The 17,746-nt window shown below is 71.7% G+C and carries 16 protein-coding genes; 5 read left to right on the forward strand and 11 right to left on the reverse strand.

Annotated elements, in window-relative coordinates; genetic code table 11:
- Positions 1-15 precede the first annotated feature (15 nt).
- Entirely contained in the window at positions 16-1,887 is a 1,872-nt protein-coding gene (locus ACIPJI_RS05975; RefSeq protein ID WP_402244674.1) for an endonuclease/exonuclease/phosphatase family protein, read from the reverse strand.
- 287 nt (positions 1,888-2,174) lie between these two features.
- On the opposite strand from ACIPJI_RS05975, the gene ACIPJI_RS05980 reads away from it, so the two are divergent.
- From ACIPJI_RS05980 to ACIPJI_RS05990, 3 genes are all read left to right on the forward strand, one after another.
- Complete coding sequence (locus ACIPJI_RS05980; protein ID WP_402244676.1) at positions 2,175-3,620, forward strand: hypothetical protein; 1,446 nt, start codon at positions 2,175-2,177, stop codon at positions 3,618-3,620.
- Between the two features lie 931 nt (positions 3,621-4,551).
- Positions 4,552-5,982, forward strand: a complete 1,431-nt coding sequence (locus ACIPJI_RS05985) for an alkaline phosphatase PhoX (protein WP_402244678.1) — start codon at positions 4,552-4,554, stop codon at positions 5,980-5,982.
- 169 nt (positions 5,983-6,151) lie between these two features.
- Entirely contained in the window at positions 6,152-6,382 is a 231-nt protein-coding gene (locus ACIPJI_RS05990) for a hypothetical protein (RefSeq protein ID WP_037775011.1), read from the forward strand.
- Positions 6,383-6,451: 69 nt separating this feature from the next.
- On the opposite strand, the gene ACIPJI_RS05995 is transcribed toward ACIPJI_RS05990, so the two are convergent.
- From ACIPJI_RS05995 to ACIPJI_RS06005, 3 genes are read right to left on the reverse strand one after another with little or no spacing between them, the layout of a single operon-like run.
- Positions 6,452-7,663: a TerD family protein gene (locus ACIPJI_RS05995; RefSeq protein WP_402244680.1), complete on the reverse strand. Its 1,212-nt coding sequence runs from the start codon at positions 7,661-7,663 to the stop codon at positions 6,452-6,454.
- Positions 7,664-7,708: 45 nt separating this feature from the next.
- Positions 7,709-7,927 (reverse strand): hypothetical protein, encoded by a 219-nt coding sequence (locus ACIPJI_RS06000; RefSeq protein WP_402244682.1) that lies wholly within the window; start codon positions 7,925-7,927, stop codon positions 7,709-7,711.
- 53 nt (positions 7,928-7,980) lie between these two features.
- A complete protein-coding gene (locus tag ACIPJI_RS06005; RefSeq protein WP_356625447.1) occupies positions 7,981-8,805 on the reverse strand; it encodes an NAD(P)-dependent oxidoreductase in 825 nt (274 codons plus the stop codon).
- Positions 8,806-9,045: 240 nt separating this feature from the next.
- Between ACIPJI_RS06005 and ACIPJI_RS06010 the strand changes: the two genes are divergently transcribed.
- Together ACIPJI_RS06010 and ACIPJI_RS06015 are read left to right on the forward strand one after the other, a co-directional pair.
- Entirely contained in the window at positions 9,046-9,990 is a 945-nt protein-coding gene (locus ACIPJI_RS06010; protein ID WP_402244684.1) for a 5-dehydro-4-deoxyglucarate dehydratase, read from the forward strand.
- Positions 9,987-11,123 (forward strand): hypothetical protein, encoded by a 1,137-nt coding sequence (locus ACIPJI_RS06015; protein ID WP_402244686.1) that lies wholly within the window; start codon positions 9,987-9,989, stop codon positions 11,121-11,123. The genes ACIPJI_RS06010 and ACIPJI_RS06015 overlap by 4 nt, the downstream gene beginning before the upstream one ends.
- Positions 11,124-11,144: 21 nt before the next feature.
- Here the strand turns inward: ACIPJI_RS06015 and ACIPJI_RS06020 are convergent, their stop codons facing one another.
- The 7 genes from ACIPJI_RS06020 to ACIPJI_RS06050 all read right to left on the reverse strand — a co-directional run bounded on the left by ACIPJI_RS06020 (position 11,145) and on the right by ACIPJI_RS06050 (position 17,509).
- Positions 11,145-11,558: a hypothetical protein gene (locus ACIPJI_RS06020; RefSeq protein ID WP_356625454.1), complete on the reverse strand. Its 414-nt coding sequence runs from the start codon at positions 11,556-11,558 to the stop codon at positions 11,145-11,147.
- Positions 11,559-11,695: 137 nt separating this feature from the next.
- Positions 11,696-13,144, reverse strand: coding sequence for a peptidoglycan D,D-transpeptidase FtsI family protein (locus ACIPJI_RS06025; RefSeq protein ID WP_402244687.1), 1,449 nt, complete (start codon positions 13,142-13,144; stop codon positions 11,696-11,698).
- Between the two features lie 112 nt (positions 13,145-13,256).
- Positions 13,257-13,913, reverse strand: a complete 657-nt coding sequence (locus ACIPJI_RS06030; protein WP_307705749.1) for a response regulator transcription factor — start codon at positions 13,911-13,913, stop codon at positions 13,257-13,259.
- Positions 13,910-15,175 (reverse strand): sensor histidine kinase, encoded by a 1,266-nt coding sequence (locus ACIPJI_RS06035; protein ID WP_402244690.1) that lies wholly within the window; start codon positions 15,173-15,175, stop codon positions 13,910-13,912. The genes ACIPJI_RS06030 and ACIPJI_RS06035 overlap by 4 nt, the downstream gene beginning before the upstream one ends.
- The gene (locus ACIPJI_RS06040) at positions 15,172-16,149 is read right to left on the reverse strand and encodes a hypothetical protein (protein WP_356625452.1); all 978 of its coding nucleotides are present in this window, start codon (positions 16,147-16,149) and stop codon (positions 15,172-15,174) included. The genes ACIPJI_RS06035 and ACIPJI_RS06040 overlap by 4 nt, the downstream gene beginning before the upstream one ends.
- A 119-nt stretch (positions 16,150-16,268) precedes the next feature.
- Positions 16,269-16,736: a GNAT family N-acetyltransferase gene (locus ACIPJI_RS06045; protein ID WP_356625453.1), complete on the reverse strand. Its 468-nt coding sequence runs from the start codon at positions 16,734-16,736 to the stop codon at positions 16,269-16,271.
- A gap of 2 nt (positions 16,737-16,738) precedes the next feature.
- Positions 16,739-17,509 carry an IclR family transcriptional regulator gene (locus ACIPJI_RS06050; protein WP_307705745.1) on the reverse strand — a complete coding sequence of 257 codons (771 nt, stop codon included), beginning with the start codon at positions 17,507-17,509 and terminating at the stop codon, positions 16,739-16,741.
- Positions 17,510-17,746 lie beyond the last annotated feature (237 nt).

A 17,746-nucleotide genomic window follows, 5' to 3' on the forward strand; every position in this document is an offset into this window, starting at 1 on the left:
GCGCGTCGCACGCGCCTACGGGCGGAAGCGCAGCACCTGCGGGTCGTGGTCGCTGTTCTGGTCCGAGAACTCCGCGTTGATGTGCACGCTGTCGTAGCTGAAGTCGCGGATCGACGGGCTCGTGAGGATCTGGTCCAGCACCTGGCTGTTGCCCTGGTACACGTACGAGTAACGCTCCGACCGGGGAAGGGACTTGATCGCCGGGTGGAGGGCGCCGCCGTCCGTCAGCGCCTTGGTCGTCTGCGAGAACTCGAAGTCGTTGATGTCGCCCAGAACGACGACGTCCGCCTTGTGGTCGGCGTCGAGGACGTCCTTGACGAAGGCGTTCACGGCCTGAGCCTGCTTCAGCCGCTGGACCTCGGAGGAACGGTTCGGCGGCTGGTGGTGCGAGACCAGCGACTCGTCGCCGCCCTTCGAACCGAAGTGGTTGGCGACCACGAAGACCGTACGGCCCCGGAAGGTGAACTCGCCCGCCAGCGGCTTACGGCTGTCTTCCCAGGCCTCGTTCGCCGGGTCGATGCGGCCCGGGGACAGGGTGAGCGCGGCCCGGCCCCGCTCCCGTACGACCCCGGTCGCCGTCGTCGCGTCGCCGCCCGCGCGGTCGGTGAAGGAGACACGCTCCGGGTTGAAGAGGAACACCTGGCGGATGTTGCCGCCCGGCTGGCCGCCGTCCTCGTTGTTCACCGGGTCGACGGAACGCCACTCGTACGCCGGACCGCCGGCCGCGACGATCGCGTCCGTGAACTTCTTGACCGTCTGGGTGGCCGACACGGTGCCGTCGTTGTCGGCGCCGGTGTCGTCCTGGATCTCCTCCAGGGCGAGGATGTCGGGCGAGGCCAGGTTCTCCACGACGGCCTGCGCCAGCGCGTCGAACTTCTCCTGGGGGTCGGACGGGTCCAGGTTCTCCACGTTGTACGTGGCCACGGCCAGTTCGCCGTTGCGCTGCGGACGGGTCCGCTCGCGCGTCAGACCGCGGTCCTCGACCGTGCCGAGCGTGCGGGCCGTCAGCGTGTAGCCGCCGTACTGGTTGAAGTCCAGCGGGCCCTCCGTGGTGCCCGCGAGCACGTCACCCACGTTCGCCTTCGGGAAGGGCTGCTGCGCCAGCGGGATCAGCGACTGGATCTGGAGACGGCCGGTGTTCTGCGACTCGTAGGAGCCGTAGACCGTGCCGCCGCGCCGGTTGTCGTTCTCCCACGGCTTCACCGTCACCCACAGCTCCGCGTGCGGATCGGTCGCGCCGACCACACGCGAGGTGCCGACGCGGATGTTCGTGCCCTCCAGCGACTCGTAGTAGTCCAAGGCGTACGTACGCGGGGCGAGGGGCAGGCCGTTGATGCTGCCGCCCGCCGCCGGGTCGCCCTCAGGGGCGTACTCGGAAGGCACCGACCAGGCGGAGACCGTCACGGGAGCGGGCACCTCGTTCCCGGAGGACACCACGGTGACGGTCGGCTTCGTTATCTCGGTCAGCGACTGGTTGCCGGACGACGCGCCCCCGGGGACGTACTCCGTGACCGTGCCGGAGACGGTGACCCGGTCGCCCACCGCCACCTTCGGCGTCGAGCTTGTGAAGACGAAGACGCCCTCACTGGTCGCCGCGTCACCGTCGGCCTCAGGATCCTGGAACCAGAAACCCCGGGAGCCGTAGGTCCGTACACCTGTGACGATGCCCGGCACATCGGCGACCTGCTTCCCCGCCAGCGGGGAAATGCGGGTGCTGCCCTGGATGTCGTGGATACGCACCTGTGCGGCACCGGCCGTGGTGTCGTCGGCGGCGTTCGCGGAACCGGCGAGCAGACCGGCGGCCAGCGCGGCGGCCACGACGGTCGTCACGGCGGTCGTCACGGCGGTCGTCACGGCGGTAGTTCTCGGTACGACGGAGGAAGGCATCAAGGTTCTCCGGAGGTGAGGGATGAGGGGTGCACGGGGCCCTTGGGGGCCCGGGCAGGTTCTACGCGCGTCAATCTCTTGGCTGGACAGGCCACTTGTCAAGGGTCGACCGGTGTACTGAGCCTCAAGTCCACATGAACCCGCGCCCCGGCGAAGGCAGCGTCGGCGGACCGGCCTACCGGATCCGGCGGGCGCGGCGAAACCGCACGAAATACGTCTACGCTGGGGGCCGCCCAGTCGCCCACAAGGCCGCCCGGAACCGGTACGCCGCGGAGGAGACCCACCAGATGCCCCAAGACCGTCCCACCCTGCCGCCGGTACGGCTGAACTCGGACGCGCAGCTGGCGCGGGACGCGCTCGCCACCCCGCTGCTCGCCCGGGCCGTCAGGCTCGCCCGCTGGGCGGGCCCGCAGACCCGGGTCGGCGTCGGCGGCGAACTCGTCGACGAGCAACTCCCCGCGGCGGCCGAGGCACTGGGACTGGACGGGGACGAGGACGGCCAGGCCTGCGCGAGCGAGGCGTGGCGCGTCGCCGTCGACACGGGCCTCGTGGACACCGAGGACCCCGCCGACGACTCCGACACCGCGGGCGCCGTCGCCGGAGCCAACCTCGCACTCGTCACCGGCGGTTCACCGCAGGACGTCCTCGGCCTGTGGCTCGACGCCCTGGACGTCGTCTTCGCCGACGCCATCGCCCCCGTCCTCGACGACATCTCCGCGGCCGTCGGCGACGACGGTGAGATCGACCTCGAAGCGCTCGACTGGGACCCCGAACGCGAAGCCGCGTTCCTCGAAGGCGTCCTCGGTAACCTCTACCTGCTGACGGTCTCCGACAGGGCCGCAGAAGAGGAAGCCGTCCCGCTGCCCGTGCTCGCCGCGTCGATGATCGTCCCCGACGACATGGGAGAACCGACCGACGACGTCCTGGAACAGGTCTCGGAGGCGATGATGCGCCTCGACGACCAGTTCCGCGTACTCGAGCCGGTCGGGCTCGTCCGGTACCGGCCCGTGGACGAGGCGTTGATGGCCGAGGAGAACGCCGCGGACGGACCCGGGCCCCTCGTCGACGACGAGGACGTCGCCCGCTACGGAATGGTCCGGCTCACCCCCCTCGGCCTCTACGGCATCAGGGCCCGCCTGCTGGAGGCCGGAGTCGAGGCACCCGCGGTCGGCGACCTCGCCGACAAGGGCGCGGACGTGCTGCTCGACGGGCTCGCCCGGTACCCCGAACTCGCCGCCCGCGCGGAGACCGAGCAGTGGCTCGCCCGGCGCGCCGCCGCCGACGCCGCGCGCGAACTCCTCACCGCCGCGCGCGGCGACGACCAGGGCGCGCCGCTGCGCCGCCTCCACTGCCAGCAGGCGCTCACCCTGGTCGGCCGGCAGGCCGAGCCGGCGGTGCGCGACGTGCTCGACGACTCCCAACTCGGCGGCCTCGCCCGTGTCTGGCTCGCCGAACACGGGGCGTCGGACGTGCCGGCGCCGCCGGAGTCCATGATCTTCTGGCTGGCGATCGACACGATCGCCGCGCAGCTCGCGGCGGGCGGTGAGGCCGCGGAGCTCCAGGACCTGGTCGAGGAACTGGTCGGCCGGCACACAGGGTTCTTCGACGCGGCGTGGCGGGTGGAGCATCCGGCGACGGCGGATGTGCTGGAGGCGATGGGCAGGCTGCACCGGGACAAGGCGACGGCGAAGGAGGCGCGGAAGGCGGCCTTCAAGTCCCGTTCGGCTCACTGACGTTCGCGGGTCGGGCGGGCCCGGTCGTGGTGCGTGCGCCTCTGCGGGGCGTGGCCTGGTCCGATGGCGCCGTGGCCTCCGGGGCGGGCCCGGTCCGGTGCGTGTCGCCCCTGCGGGCGTGGCTGCGCCGGTTGTGGGTGCGGGGGGCGGGGCCTCCGGAGGGGGGTGTCCGGAATGGCTATCCTCACCGCGCTTCGCGCGAGTTGCGACGCTTCACTTCCGGACACCCCCCTCCTCCGACCCCGCCCCCCTCCCGCCGGACAGGCTCCCTCAACACGCGGTCGCGCAGGGGTGTGCCCTCGGCTAGCTCGTCCGTCAGGCCGATGGTCACTGGACGCGGGGCGGAGGCGCGGCCCTGGAGCGGTGGCCGGTGGGGCCGGACCGCGAGCGGGGCCCGCGGCCCGGGCCGGTGCCGTAAGGGCCGAGGGCGGGCCCTTCGGTACGGGCCGGTCCCCGTACCGGGCCGAGGGCGGCCCCTTGGCCCGGACCGGTGTCTGTTCCGGTCGTGGCACGGGCCTTTCGCGGCGCGAAGCTGCCGCTCCGGGGGTGTGGGGGCGTCAGCCCCCACCGAATCCTTTCCCCCTCCCAGGGGAGGGAGCGGGGGCGTCAGCCACACGGGGTCCGGGGCCTGCCCCGGTTTCGGGAAGGGGCGGGGTGGGGAGAGGCTCCGCGCCACGGGCGCCGGCGCGTGGCCCGGGGCGACGGCGTGGCGTCGCCGCCGGGTCCGGTCGGACCCCGACCCCTGAGGGTCGCCGCTCTTCGCGGCGCGGAGCTGCCGTTCGGGGCCTCCCGGGGAGGGGTCCGGGGGTGGAGCCCCGGTTGAGGGGGAAACGTTTCGCGCCGTTCGAGGGATGTCGTGCAACGTTCAAGCGCCGTTCGTGCGCACGCGCGAGGGTGTGGCCCGGATCAGCCGCGCCTCTCAGGAGACTTGATGCCGCTCACTCGCAGGGAATTCACCAAGCAGTCCGCTCTCACCGGCGCGGGCGTGGCCCTCACCGGTGCCGTCGGGTCGCTCGCCACCGCCCCCGGCGCACTCGCGGAGGAGGGGGAGCGTCACGGGAACGAGGCTCCGGGTTACGGGCCGCTGATCCCCGACCCCGCGGGCATGCTCGCGCTGCCCGCCGGGTTCACGTACCGCGTTCTGACCCGCAGTGGTGTCACCAAGCTGGAGTCGGGCGAGTTCACGCCCGGCAAGCACGACGGAACCGCGACGTTCGAGGGGCCGCGTGGTGTGACGCTGCTCGTCGTCAACCATGAGCTCAAGGGTGAGCGTGCGAAGGTCGCGCACCCCGTGCCGCTCACCGAGGGTCTGGTCTACGACCCGGCCGCGCCCGGCGGGTGCAGCGTCGTCGAGAGCCACCGCAGCGGCGAGGTGGCCCAGTGGGTCGGAATCGCGGGCACCGTGCAAAACTGCGCCGGCGGCACGACGCCGTGGGGGACCTGGCTGACCTGTGAGGAGACAGAGGACAAGGCGGGCAGGAACGGCCTGACCAAGGACCACGGCTACGTCTTCGAGGTCGACCCGCACGACCGCCGCGCCAACCGTGACCCGGAGCCCGTCAGGGCGCTCGGCCGCTACGCCCACGAGGCCGTCGTGGTCGACCCGAAGCGCGGTCACCTGTATCTCACGGAGGACGCCGACACCCCGAACGGCCTGCTCTACCGCTGGGTGCCGCCGCATGGCTTCAAGCACGGCCGCGGCCGGCTGCGCACGCTCGCCGACGACGCGGGTGTGCTCCAGGCCGCCAAGTGCTTCGACTCCGGCGGCCGGTTCGTCGACGACCTGGCCCGTGCCACGAAGATCGGCACGGTGTACGGCGTGGACTGGACGGAGGTCCCGGACCGTGACGCGCGGACGGTTTCCGTGCGCAAGCAGTTCAGCGACGGCGAGGTCACCCGGGGGCGCAAGCTCGAGGGCATGTGGTGGGGCGACGGCGGCGTCTACATCGTCTCGTCGTACGCCCGGGAGGAGAGCCCCGAGCAGCACGACGGCCAGGTCTGGTTCTACGACCCGCGCCGGCGGACCCTGACACTGAAGGTGCTGCTCGGTGTGAACCCCGACCCGTCGAAGGACGGTGCCTACGACGGCCCGGACAACATCACCGTCTCCCCGTACGGCGGTCTGATCATCGCCGAGGACGGCGAGGGTGTGCAGCACCTGATCGGCGCCACGGACAGCGGCCGTACGTATCCGATCGCCCGGAACGAGTTCAACGTCGGTACCGAGGACGACCCGGACTTCAGCGAGTTCGCCGGTGTCGTCTTCTCGCCCGACGGGCGGACGCTGTACGCCAGCATCCAGACGCCGGGCATCATGTTCGCGATCACCGGCCCCTGGAAGCGCCAGGGCGGCCGCCACTGAGCGCTTCCGCGGATCGGGCGGCGGTGAATCGGCACACTTTCCGCGGCCCCGCAGACGGCGCTTTCCGTAGGGTTTCGCTGATCGAACGGGCTCCGGCGGCGGGCGCGTGCCGGAAGTGACAGCGCTCGGGCGTGGCGTGGCGGGGTGCCGGGGGCGCATACTGAACGTAATGACAAAGTCAGCCGGTTCCCGGCGCCACCTGCCGTCCAGCCCCTTCAACCGTCCGTCCCTGGAAGAGCCGCCGATCGAATGCTTTGAAGCGGGCGACAGGGTGTCCCACGATCAGTTCGGTCTCGGAAGAGTCCTCGCCGTGGAAGGTGACAACGCCGCTGTGCTTGTCGACTTCTCCGGCAGGCAGGGCCGCATCCTCAGTCCGTTCTCCAAACTGGCCAAACTCTGAGCACGCTTTTCAGCTTTTTCCCCGCCGGGGGTGTCCGCCGCACAGCGACGGGCACCCCCGGCGGACTTTTCAGAGCGCCTGCGCGGCGGGCTTGACCATGCCCCGCACGGTGCGCGACTTCACGAAGTCGCCCATGGCGGTCATCTCCCACTCGCCGGAGAACTGCTTGATCAGCTTGGCCATCATCACGCCCGTCTGCGGCTCCGCGGTGGTCAGGTCGAAGCGGACGAGCTCCTCGCCGGTCGCGGCGTCGATCAGCCGGCAGTAGGCCTTCGCGACCTCGGTGAACTTCTGGCCGGAGAAGGAGTTGACCGTGAAGACGAGGCCCGTCGCGTCGGCGGGCAGCCGGCCGAGGTCCACGACGATGACCTCGTCGTCGCCCGCGCCCTCACCGGTCAGGTTGTCGCCGGAGTGCTTGATCGAGCCGCCCAGGATGGAGAGCTTGCCGAAGTAGCAGCTGTCCAGGTGGTTGCGGTTCGGGCCGTAGGCGATGACGGAGGCGTCGAGGTCGATGTCCTTGCCGCGGAACGCCGGCTCCCAGCCGAGGCCCATCTTGACCTGGGAGAGCAGCGGACGGCCGCCCTTGACCAGGGACACCGTCTGGTTCTTCTGGAGGCTGACCCGGCCCTTGTCCAGGTTGATCTTGCCGGTGGGGGCCGCGGGCGCGGCCGGCGGGGCGGCGGGCGGCGGCGGGGTCGCGGCGACCCGCGGGTCGGCGGGCGGGGCAGCGGTGACGGGTGGGGCGGCCACCTGAGGGGCGGCCGGGGCCGCCGCGGGCTCCTCGTCGACCGAGACGCCGAAGTCCGTGGCGATGCCCGCCAGGCCGTTCGCGTAGCCCTGGCCGACCGCGCGGGCCTTCCAGACGCCGCCGCGCAGATAGATCTCGACGACCACCAGCGCGGTCTCCGCGCCGAGCTGCGGCGGGGTGAAGGTGGCGAGGGCGCTGCCGTCGTCGGCGTTGCGGATGGTCGCGGTGGGCTCGACGCCCTGGAAGGTCTGGCCCGCCGCGTCCGGGCTCGCCGTGACGACGATCTTCTCGATACCGGGCGGTACGGCCGTGGTGTCGACCACGATCGCGTCGGGCGCGGTGCCCCCGCCGGAGCGGTAGCTCACGCCCGGTCCCTGGGGCTGGTTGTAGAAGATGAAGTCGTCGTCGGAGCGCACCTTGCCGTCGGCGGTGAGCAGCAGGCCCGATACGTCGAGCCGCACCGGAGCGGCGACGTCCACCGCCACGCGCGCGGCGGTCAGGGGGATGTTCGAGCCGGGGGTCATAGCTGTCATGACTGGGGTAACGAGCGAGTCCGCTTTACCGTTCCCTTACCCTTGTCACCTGTTACGGGGATGATTTCTCGCCACGCGTTCATTGCCGAACTTGTACGCGCCGGTCCACCGCGCCATGACCATCTGCGCGTCCTCCGACCCCACCTCCGCCAGGAACTTCTCCGCGCGCGTGCCGCGCAGTCTCCCCGCCTCGCGGCCGCGATGGCTGATGGTGACCGTGCCGTCACCGAGCTGCGTGTACGTGAAGCCGAAGGGTCTCGCCATGGGCGCCATCGTGGCGGAACCCGGCCCGCGCGGCCTGCGGTTTTCCCCGGGCGTCAGTACGGCCACCGCGGGGGGTCGGTGGTGAAGTGGCCGCCCAGGTGCGCGTGGTCCGGGTTGTCCGGGTCCAGCTCCCCGTACTCGGCGACGAGCTTCTCCGCGTACTGCTCCGAGTCGTCCTGCGGCTCGTAGCCGAGCGCCCGGGCGCTGCTCAGGTCCCACCACAGCCGGGTGTTGGCGGAAGAACCGTAGACGATGGAGTGGCCGACCTTCTCGGCGGTGAGGGCCGCGTGGAAGAGGCGGGCGCCGTCGCCGGGGCTCATCCAGACGGAGAGCATCCGTACGGACGTCGGTTCCATGAAGCAGGAGCCGATGCGCACGGACACGGTCTCCAGACCGTGCAGGTCCCAGTACAGCTGGGCCAGGTCCTCCCCGAAGCACTTGGACAGGCCGTAGAAGGTGTCGGGGCGGTGGCGGGTCTCGACCGGGATCAGCGCCTCGGGAGGGAAGGGGGCGTCGCCCTCAGGGCGCGGGACGAAGCCGACCGCGTGGTTGCTGGAGGCGAAGACGATCCGCTTCACCCCTTCCTCCCGCGCGGCCTCGTAGAGGTTGTACGTGCCCTCGATGTTGGCCTGAAGGATCTTGTCGAACGACGCTTCGAGGGAGATGCCCGCGAGATGGATGATCGCGTCGACACCCCGTACGGCCTCGCGCACGGCGGCCTTGTCGGCAAGGTCGGCGGTGATCGCGTCCGGCTCGCCCTCGATGGGGGTGACGTCGAACAGGCGGAGTTCGTAGCCGTACGCGGGCAGCAGGCCCCGCATCAGGGTGCCGAGTCCGCCGGCTGCGCCGGTGAGCAGGACGGTACGGGCAGCGGGCATGGGCGGATCTCCTCGAATGCGCTCAAGTGAATGGATGAAATTCACATGCATGGACACGCTAAGGAGTGGCCCCGACAGCGTCAAGTGTCGCGCGGTGCCCGCGATTCTGTGCCTGGAATGCAGGTTCTCGTCTTGACCGGTGCGAGGAGGCTGCCATAGCGTGGATCGCGTTCAGAAATATGGACGTCGATCAGAATTGTGCACGGGCTCGGAGCCCGGAGCACGGCCCAGGGAGCGCCCGTGACCTCAGATCCGCTCGCAGCCCGGCTCACCCGGGTCAAGGGACCGCTGTTCTTCCCCGTCACCGCGTACGGACCGGACGGCGACCTCGACCTCGAAGCATTCCGCGCGCATGTGAGAAAGGGCGTCGACGCCGGCGCGGCAGCCGTCTTCGCCTGCTGTGGGACGGGGGAGTTCCACGCCCTGACGCCCGAGGAGTTCCGCGACTGCGTCGTGGCGGCCGTCGAGGAGACCGCCGGACAGGTGCCCGTCGTCGCGGGAGCCGGCTACGGCACCGCTCTCGCCGAGCAGTACGCGAAGACCGCCGAGGAGGCGGGCGCGGACGGACTGCTCGCCTTGCCGCCCTACCTCGTCGTCGCCGACCAGGCCGGGCTTGTGAACCACTACACCCGGCTCGCCGCCGCGACGTCGCTCGACGTCATCGTCTACCAGCGTGACAACGCGATCTTCTCGCCCCGCACCGTGGTCGAACTGGCCGGTGTGGAGAAGATCATCGGGCTCAAGGACGGTCACGGCGACCTCGACCTCATGCAGCGGATCGTCAGCGCCGTGCGCCGTGAACTGCCGGAGCGCGACTTCCTCTACTTCAACGGACTGCCCACCGCCGAGCTCACCGGGCCGGCCTACCGCGGCCTCGGCATCACCCTGTACTCCTCCGCCGTCTTCGCCTTCGCCCCCGACATCGCACTCGCCTTCTACCGGGCCCTCGAGCGCGGCGACGACAAGACGGTCGACCGGCTCCTCGACGGGTTCTTCGTACCGCTCGTCGAACTGCGCAACGAGGGCCGCGGATACGCCGTGTCGCTCGTCAAGGCGGGCGTGCGGCTCGAAGGTCTGGACGTCGGCGAGGTGCGGCCGCCGCTGACCGAGCCGGCAGACCGGCACGTCAAGGCGCTCGCGGCGCTGATCGACCAGGGCAGGGCGCTGCTGGAGGACGGCGAATGAAGGCCTCCGCGTTCCTGTACCCGTGGGACGTCGTGGGAGACCCTGACGCCGCCGCCCGCATCGCGGACCTCGGCGTCCGGCAGGTCACCCTCGCCTCCGCCTACCACTCCACACGGGCCCTGACCCCGCGTCACCCCGCCCACCGGATCGTCACCGCCGAACACGCCGCCGTGTTCTACCCGCCGGACGAGGGCCGCTGGGCGGGGCACGGCCTTCGTCCGTACACGGCGGGGGAGTGGGCGCCGGGCGACGCCTACGGCGAGGCGGCCGCCGCGCTGGCGGACGCGGGCCTCGACGTCCACACCTGGGTCGTCCTGGCCCACAACTCCCGTCTGGGGAGCGAACATCCGCAGACCTCGGTCGTCAACGCCTACGGTGACCGCTACCCGTGGGCGCCGTGCATCGCACAGCCCGAGGTGCGGGAGTACCTCGTGTCGCTCGCGGCGGAGGCGGCCGTCCGCCCTGGCGCCGGCGGCACCGAGCTGGAGTCCTGCGGGTGGTACGGGGTGTTCCACCTGCACGCCCACGACAAGATCGCGGGCGTCGCCCTGGACGACCCGGCGCAGTACCTGATGTCCCTCTGCTTCTGCCTGGCCTGCCGGGACGGCTACCAGGGTCTGGGCGTGGATCCCGGCCGGCTCGCGGAGTCGGTGCGTGACGCGCTGGAGCCGCTGTGGCGGGGCGGGGCGGCACAGGCGTTGGACGCGGAAGTGGCCCTGGCCGTACTGGATTTCCGTACCCGCACGGCCCGGACGCTTCAGGAGGCCGTCGTCGCTGCGGTGCGGGCCGCGGCCCCCGCGGGCTTCCAGGTCCTGCTGCACGCGGACCCGGTGGCACACCACTGCGGCGCCAACGCCGGAGTGGACCCGGCGCACATCCTGGCGGTCGCCGACGGCGTGGTCGTGCCGTGCACCGGCGGGCCGCGGTTGCTGGGCCCGTTCGCGGAACAGGCGACGGACCGTACCGTGCTCGCCGCGAACTTCACCGTGGTGACGGGCATGGGGGGCGCGCCCACCACGCTGGCCGCGGACGCCAAGCGGGCGGCGGACCTCGGCGCGACCCAACTCCGCCTCTACCACGCGGGCCTGGCGTCCGACGCGGACCTGGCGGCGGTTCGCTCGGCGCTGGCGTAGGGGCCAGGCGCGGACGGTGGTTCATCGCGGGGCGCCGAGCGGGAGCGGATCCTGCCGCGGGGCCCCGCGACCGCGTTCGTGACGCAGGGCCAGAGCGGTGGCCACCGCGCCGAGCCCTTCCCACAGGCCCACACCGAGGAAGCCCGAAGGCGCGCGGCCGCTGACCACCGCCAGGGTGAAGACGGTGCACGTCAGCAGCCGGAACGGGACCGTCCAGCGGAAGAAGGGCTTCCAGTCGGCGAGGGACGCCAGGACGTAGTAGACGCCCATATTGACCGCGGCCATCGAGGAGGCGGTGACGAAGACCAAAGTGTGGTCCCCGTCCGCGCGGCGGGAGCCGGGTACGGGCTCGAAGCCCATCGTGGCGAGCAGGACATCAGGGGTGATCAGTCCGAGGACACCGAGCACGGCCGCGAGCACGCCGAAGACCGCCATGGTCCAGCCGGAAGGGGAGCGGGGCAGGAAGCGCACAGGATTCTCCAGGGGCACCGAACGGATGATGAAGGCCCTGCATACCGCGCGTCCCGCCCCGTCGCCCAGGGTTCTTCACGGGTCGGTCCGGCGCCGCTTCCTCACTTCAGCGCCGCCTCCATCATCTTCTGCGCCACCGGGGCCGCCAGCCCGTTGCCGCTGACCTCCGAGCGCTCCGCGCCCGAGTCCTCGATGAGCACGGCCACGGCGACCGCCTTACCGGTGCCGGGATCCTTGGCGTACGAGGTGAACCAGGCGTACGGCGTCTTACTGTTGTTCTCACCGTGCTGGGCGGTACCGGTCTTGCCGCCGACCTCCAGGCCGGGGATCCGCGCGTTGGAGCCCGTGCCGTCCTCGACCACCGTCACCATCGCGCTGCGCAGCTGCTCCGCCGTCCGGGACGACATGATCCGCTGCGAGGCGCCGTCCTCGAAGGACTCGAGGGTGTCGCCGTCAGCGGACACCACCTTGGAGACCATATGAGGTGACGCCATGACCCCGTCGTTGGCGATGGCCGCCGACACCAGCGACATCTGCAGCGGCGTCGCCGTCACATCGAACTGGCCGATGCCGGTCAGGGCGGTCGACGACGCGTTCATCCCGGACGGGTACACGCTCGCCGAGGCCCGTACCGGCACGTCCTGCTTCTCGTCGTTGAAGCCGAACTTCTCCGCCGTCGCCCGCACCTTGTCCTGCCCCAGGTCGACGGCCATCTTGCCGAAGACGTTGTTGCACGAGTACCGCAGCGCGGTCCGGATCGTGGCGTTCTCGCAGGGCGCGGAGGGGTTCTCGTTCTCCAGGTCCGTGACCGTGCCGGGCAGCCGGTAGGGGTCCGGGCTGTCGGTCCGCTCGTCGACGGACGAGTACAGGCCGTCCTCCAGCGCGGCCGCCGCGACGACCAGCTTGAACGTCGAACCCGGCGGCAGCGGCTGCCGCAGCGCCCGGTTGACCAGCGGCTTGTCCTCGTCGTCGAGCAGCTTCTGCCAGGCCTCGCCGTCCAGGGTGCCGCTGATCGTCGACGGGTCGTACGACGGGGTGCTGACCATGCCGAGGATCTCCCCGGTCTCCGGGTCCATGGCGACCGCGGCGCCCTTCGTGTCGCCGAGCGCCGCGAAGCCGGCCTTCTGCACCGCGGGGTCGATCGTCGTCACCACGTCACCCGGGTCCTGCTGCTTGTCCGTGAGCGTGTCCAGCGGGTTCTTCAGCTTGAGGTCGGTCCCGTCGAGGATGCCTGAGTAGATGCCCTCGAGCTGGGTCGCCCCGTACGCCTGCGAGCTGTAGCCGGTGACGGCCGAGTACAGTGCGCCGTCGGTGTAGGAGCGCTTGTACGCGAGATCGCCTCCTTCCGTGCGCTGCGAGCCCGTGACCGCGGAGCCGGCCACGATGATGTCGCCCAGCGGATGCGCGTACTGCGCGATGATCTTCCGCCGGTTCCGGTCGTTGTCCGTGAGGGCCGTCGCCTCGTACGCCTGCACCCAGGTCGCCCGCCCCAGCAGGGCGAGGACCAGCAGCAGACTGAAGACGGCGGCACGCCTGATCGTCTTGTTCATCCCGTACGAGGGACGAGCGGCACGGCGCGGTTCGTTCCTGTCCGTCCGTTTTCTCAGGACTTCCTCATCTGCGGCGGGGAGCCCGGCGCCGCCCGGCCGGGGCGGGCGCCGGTCAGCGGGGCGAGATGAATCCCGACTCGTACGCCGCGATCACCGCCTGTGTACGGTCCCGAGCGCCGATCTTGCCCAGGACCGCCGCGACGTGGGTCTTCGTCGTCGCAGGGCCCACACCCATTCGGCCGGCGATCTCCGCGTTCGTCAGCCCGGTGGCCATCAGCCGCAGCACCTCCGCCTCCCGCCCGGTCAGCCGCGCCGCCCACGGCGGAGCGGTCGCCGCCGGCCGGCGGCCGTACTCGGCGGCGAGCGAGCGCACGGCCGCGGGGAACAGCAGTGAGTCGCTGCGCGCGACCAGCCGGACCGCCTGGACCAGCTCGTCGGCAGCCGCCCGCTTCAGCAGGAACCCGGCCGCCCCGGCGCGCAGCGCGTCGTACACGTACGAATCGTTCTCGAACGTCGTCACGACGACGATCCGCGGCGGCTCGTCCATCGTGGACAGGATCTGCTCGGTGGCGCGGATGCCGTCGATCTCCGGCATCCGCACGTCCATCAGCACCACGTCGGGACGCAGCTGCCGCACCACGGACACCGCCTCCGCACCCGTCGCCGCCTCTCCGACGACCTCCAGGTCCGGTTCCGCGTCCAGGATCACGCGCAGCGCGGTGCGCACCATCCGCTCGTCGTCGGCGAGGGCGACCCGCACCGTGCTCATCGGCTGCCCGCCAGCGGCAGCCGGGCCGACAGCCGCCAGACGCCGTCGTCCGGCCCGGCCGCCGCCTGCCCGCCGAGCAGCGCGGCCCGTTCTGCTACTCCGCGCAGCCCGCGGCCACCGCCGGGGCGCTGCACCGGGGCCCGCTCGGGCACGGGATTCTCCATCCTGATCTCCAACTCCTCGTCTCCTGCGGCGATCCACAGCGTCACCGGTGAAGCCCCGGCATGGCGCAGGGCGTTGCTCAGCCCTTCCTGGACGATCCGGTACGCCTCGCGGGAGACCGGCGCCGCCACGGCCGTGAGCGCGCCCTTCGTGTGCAGCGCGACGGCCACACCGCTGCGGGACAGCAGTCCGTCCAGGGCCGCCAGCGTGGGTCCGTCGAGCCGGCCGTCGCCGTCGCCGTCCTGGCGCAGCAGGCCGAGCACGGCGTCCAGCTCGCCCACCGTGCGGCGGGTGGTCTCCTCGATCGCGGCGAGCGCCTCCCGTACGAACTCCACATCGGCGGCCCGGCCGCTGTCCAGCACCTTGCGGGCCGCTCCCGCCTGGAGGGTGACGGCGGACAGCGCGTGGCCCACGGAGTCGTGCAGTTCACGGGCGAGGCGGTTGCGCTCCGCGAGCTCGGTCGCCCGCCGCTCGGCCGCGGCCAGCCGGTCGGCCGGGGTCGGGCCGAGCAGCACCGGCGCCTGACGGGCCAGCAGCGCCCCGGTGGCCGCGGACACGGCCGCGAGCGCCAGCAGCATCCCGGTTCCGGCGACCACCAGCAGCACCGACCACCAGGCGTCGTGCGGCACCCGCAGATAGTCCCGTACCCCCGGGAACACGGGGGAGAGGATCAGCCCGACGGCGAACGGCGGCAGCGCGAGGGACGCCCCACTGATCAGCGCACCCACCCCGAGGTGCAGGGTGAACCAGCCCGCGGTGCGTACCCGGGCGGCCCGGGTACGTGCCTGCCCGTCCGCGAGCCGCTCGCCGGGGACGCCGCACAGCGTGCGGGCGACGACCACCGACAGCGGCCTGGCCATGGGGAACAGCCCGGCGACAGCGGCGAGCGGCAACGCCACGGCGTACGCACCGAACTGGAGGGCCAGGGAGCCCGCGAAGAAGTTCGACGCGTCCGTCAGCGGACCGACGACCACCGTGCCCACCAGCCAGAACGGCATCAACAACGCGCCGCCGAGCACCAGATGGACCCAGCGCAGCCGGGCCCGGCGGCCGAACAGCGCCCGGCCGGCGGACCGCAGCACGGGGCCCGGTCGGGTCATGCGCCGCGCCTGCGCAGCAGGGAGGCGACGGCGCAGGTGAGCAGCAGACCGGAGATCATCTCCCCAGCGTAGGTGAGCATCAGCAGCGCGGGTGTCTGCTTTCCCTCGTCCGACTCGGGCATGAGCGCGCCGAGAATCATCCAGCCTGCCCACGCGCCCAGCGCGCTCGCCCCGACCCAGGCCGCGGCCAGCGGCCCGCGGACCGACAGGGCGGGGCGCAGCCGGAAGGCGAGCAGCAGCACACCGGCGACCGCCAGCACCGTGAAGCCGACGCGGACACCCTCCAACAGGTAGAAGGACGTGGTGCGTTGCAGCACGCGGTCGGCGGGGAGCGCGGTGGTCCCGCCTGCGGCCCACAGCGCGTGCATGACCGCGGGGAACAGGGCGAGCAGTGAGCCGGCGACGGCGGTCACCCGCATGAACGTGCCCGTCGCACCGGTCGGCAGCTCCCACACCCTGCCGCGCCACAGGTGACCCCAGCGCTTGTCGGCGTACAGCACGAACAGCGTGCCCAGGGCGAGTCCTTGGAGGATGAAGCCGCCGTACACGACGCTGAACACCCAGTCGTGCAGGAAGGGCTCCTCGGCGGCGGCCGGTGCCTCGTTGCCGCCTATGGCCGTGCCGAGCAGCTGCACCGGGAACCCGACCATGATCGGCGCGAGCAGCCCGGTGGCGGCCCACATCGGCACCGCCAGCAGCCACGTGGGTACCCGCTGCCCCCACGGCCGGGTGAGCAGCAGCGCCAGCACCACGACGGACGCGTCCATCAGTACGGTGACGCTGTTGGCGACGGCCATCACCAGACGGTGGTCGAGAAGGGCGCTGCCCTCGGGAATGCCGACACGGCTGCCCGCGATCCAGGCGATCTTGAGCCCGAGGTACGGCAAGCAGGCCACGATCGCGACGGCACGCAGCGCGGCCGTGAGGGGGCGGTGTCGCAGGGAGAGGCCGGTCTCGGCCGAGGTCGTTGTCATGCCCCCAACGCTCCCGTGCCCGCCGGTCCCTCCACCTCCTGCTCCGTGACGATCCGCCTCCACCGCGCGGGGGAGCGGCGCCGCCGTGAAGGCTTGCCCCGGCCGCGAAGGCGTGGGCGTCACGCCAGTGTCAGGACCACCTCGTCCGTCTCCTCGCCCCGCGCGTTGGCGAACCCCCGGTCGTGGCCCGTCACCACGAACCCGCACTTGCGCAGCACCCGGACAGAGCCCGCGTTGTCCGCCGCCGCACGCGCGTGCAGCGGACGGGCCGGTACGACCTCCAGCAGCGCGCGCAGCGCCAGCGTGGCGATGCCGCGTCCCCAGTGCGCGCGGTCGATGACGTAGGTGACCTCCCGCTCCTCCGGCGGCCCGTACACGGCGGTGTGGCCGACCACCTCTCCGTCGGCGAGGACCGTCCGTATCACCGCGTCCGACGCCCGGATCCGCGCCCAGTGGGTGTCGAACGCGGCCCGGTCCGTCGGGTCCTCGCTGGTGAAGGCGGCCATCCGGTTGGACTCCGGGTCACTCATGTGCCGGAAGAACACCGGGAGATCGCTGTCCTGGACCTCACGCAGGATCACGTCCACGGTCAGAGCCTCCGGGTCGCCAGGGTGAGCCGGTCGCGGGCGTCGAACAACGCGTCCTTGATCATCTGCTCGTGCGCCGGCGTGAGCCTCGCGACCGGCACCGAGCAGCTGATCGCGTCGCGCGCCGGGGTGCGGTACGGGATGGCGATGCCGAAGCAGCGCAGCCCGAGTGTGTTCTCCTCGCGGTCCACGGCAAAGCCCTGCTCGCGGATGAGGTGCAGCTCCTCGATGAGCTTCTCGCGGTCGGTGATGGTGTGCTCGGTCAGCGGCGCGAGCGTCTCCGGGAGCAGCTTGCGCACCTGCTCGTCGCTGTAGGTCGCGAGCAGCGCCTTGCCGAGCGAGGTGGAGTGCGCGGGCAGCCGCCGCCCCACGCGGGTGAAGGGGCGCAGGTAGTGCTGGGACTGCCGGGTCGCCAGGTAGACGACGTTCGTGCCGTCGAGGCGCGCGAGGTGGATGGTCTCCGTGGTGTCGTCGGAGAGCCGGTCCAGGGTGGGCCTGGCGGCCGCCACGACCTCGTCCCCGTCGATGTACGACGTCCCGACGAGCAGGGCGCGCACCCCGATGCCGTACCGCGTGCCCGTCGCGTCCGTCTCCACCCAGCCGAGCTCCACGAGGGTGCGCAGCAGCATGTACAGGCTCGACTTGGGATAACCGACGGCCTCCTGGACCGCGGCGAGCGAGTGCATGCCGGGCCGCCCGGCGAAGTATTCGAGCAACTCCACGGTCCGCACTGCGGACTTGACCTGCGCCCCACCGGAATCGGCAACCGACATTGCTGTACGCCCCTTCTTGACCGTGCGGAACGCCCGGAAATAGAGTCCCCAGCATATTCACCACCAGGAACACTGTTCAGAATACCGAACAACTCCGGTGGGTGGCAGAGACCGGAAGGAAACCGCCGTGGCAGCAGCACCAGTCTGGAGTGTCGACCCCCGTAGCGGGAAGCGGCGGGAGCGGGTGGGGGTGGAGGCGTCTGCGGGGGAGGTGGACGGTGTGGTGCGGGCCGCGTG

The organism is Streptomyces sp. NPDC086835, from assembly GCF_044745705.1.
In the GTDB taxonomy this organism is placed as follows: Bacteria; Actinomycetota; Actinomycetes; order Streptomycetales; family Streptomycetaceae; genus Streptomyces.

Excerpts from the sequence above, each read along its gene's own strand:
- ACIPJI_RS05985 (WP_402244678.1), top strand. The coding sequence starts at position 4,552 with ATGCCGCTCACTCGCAGGGAATTCACCAAGCAGTCCGCTCTCACCGGC.
- ACIPJI_RS05990 (WP_037775011.1), top strand. The coding sequence starts at position 6,152 with ATGACAAAGTCAGCCGGTTCCCGGCGCCACCTGCCGTCCAGCCCCTTC.
- ACIPJI_RS05995 (WP_402244680.1), bottom strand. The coding sequence starts at position 7,663 with ATGACAGCTATGACCCCCGGCTCGAACATCCCCCTGACCGCCGCGCGC.
- ACIPJI_RS06050 (WP_307705745.1), bottom strand. The coding sequence starts at position 17,509 with ATGTCGGTTGCCGATTCCGGTGGGGCGCAGGTCAAGTCCGCAGTGCGG.
- ACIPJI_RS05975 (WP_402244674.1), bottom strand. The coding sequence starts at position 1,887 with ATGCCTTCCTCCGTCGTACCGAGAACTACCGCCGTGACGACCGCCGTG.
- ACIPJI_RS06020 (WP_356625454.1), bottom strand. The coding sequence starts at position 11,558 with ATGGCGGTCTTCGGCGTGCTCGCGGCCGTGCTCGGTGTCCTCGGACTG.
- ACIPJI_RS06005 (WP_356625447.1), bottom strand. The coding sequence starts at position 8,805 with ATGCCCGCTGCCCGTACCGTCCTGCTCACCGGCGCAGCCGGCGGACTC.
- ACIPJI_RS06030 (WP_307705749.1), bottom strand. The coding sequence starts at position 13,913 with ATGAGCACGGTGCGGGTCGCCCTCGCCGACGACGAGCGGATGGTGCGC.
- ACIPJI_RS05980 (WP_402244676.1), top strand. The coding sequence starts at position 2,175 with ATGCCCCAAGACCGTCCCACCCTGCCGCCGGTACGGCTGAACTCGGAC.
- ACIPJI_RS06015 (WP_402244686.1), top strand. The coding sequence starts at position 9,987 with ATGAAGGCCTCCGCGTTCCTGTACCCGTGGGACGTCGTGGGAGACCCT.
- ACIPJI_RS06035 (WP_402244690.1), bottom strand. The coding sequence starts at position 15,175 with ATGACCCGACCGGGCCCCGTGCTGCGGTCCGCCGGCCGGGCGCTGTTC.
- ACIPJI_RS06040 (WP_356625452.1), bottom strand. The coding sequence starts at position 16,149 with ATGACAACGACCTCGGCCGAGACCGGCCTCTCCCTGCGACACCGCCCC.
- ACIPJI_RS06000 (WP_402244682.1), bottom strand. The coding sequence starts at position 7,927 with ATGGCGAGACCCTTCGGCTTCACGTACACGCAGCTCGGTGACGGCACG.
- ACIPJI_RS06025 (WP_402244687.1), bottom strand. The coding sequence starts at position 13,144 with ATGAACAAGACGATCAGGCGTGCCGCCGTCTTCAGTCTGCTGCTGGTC.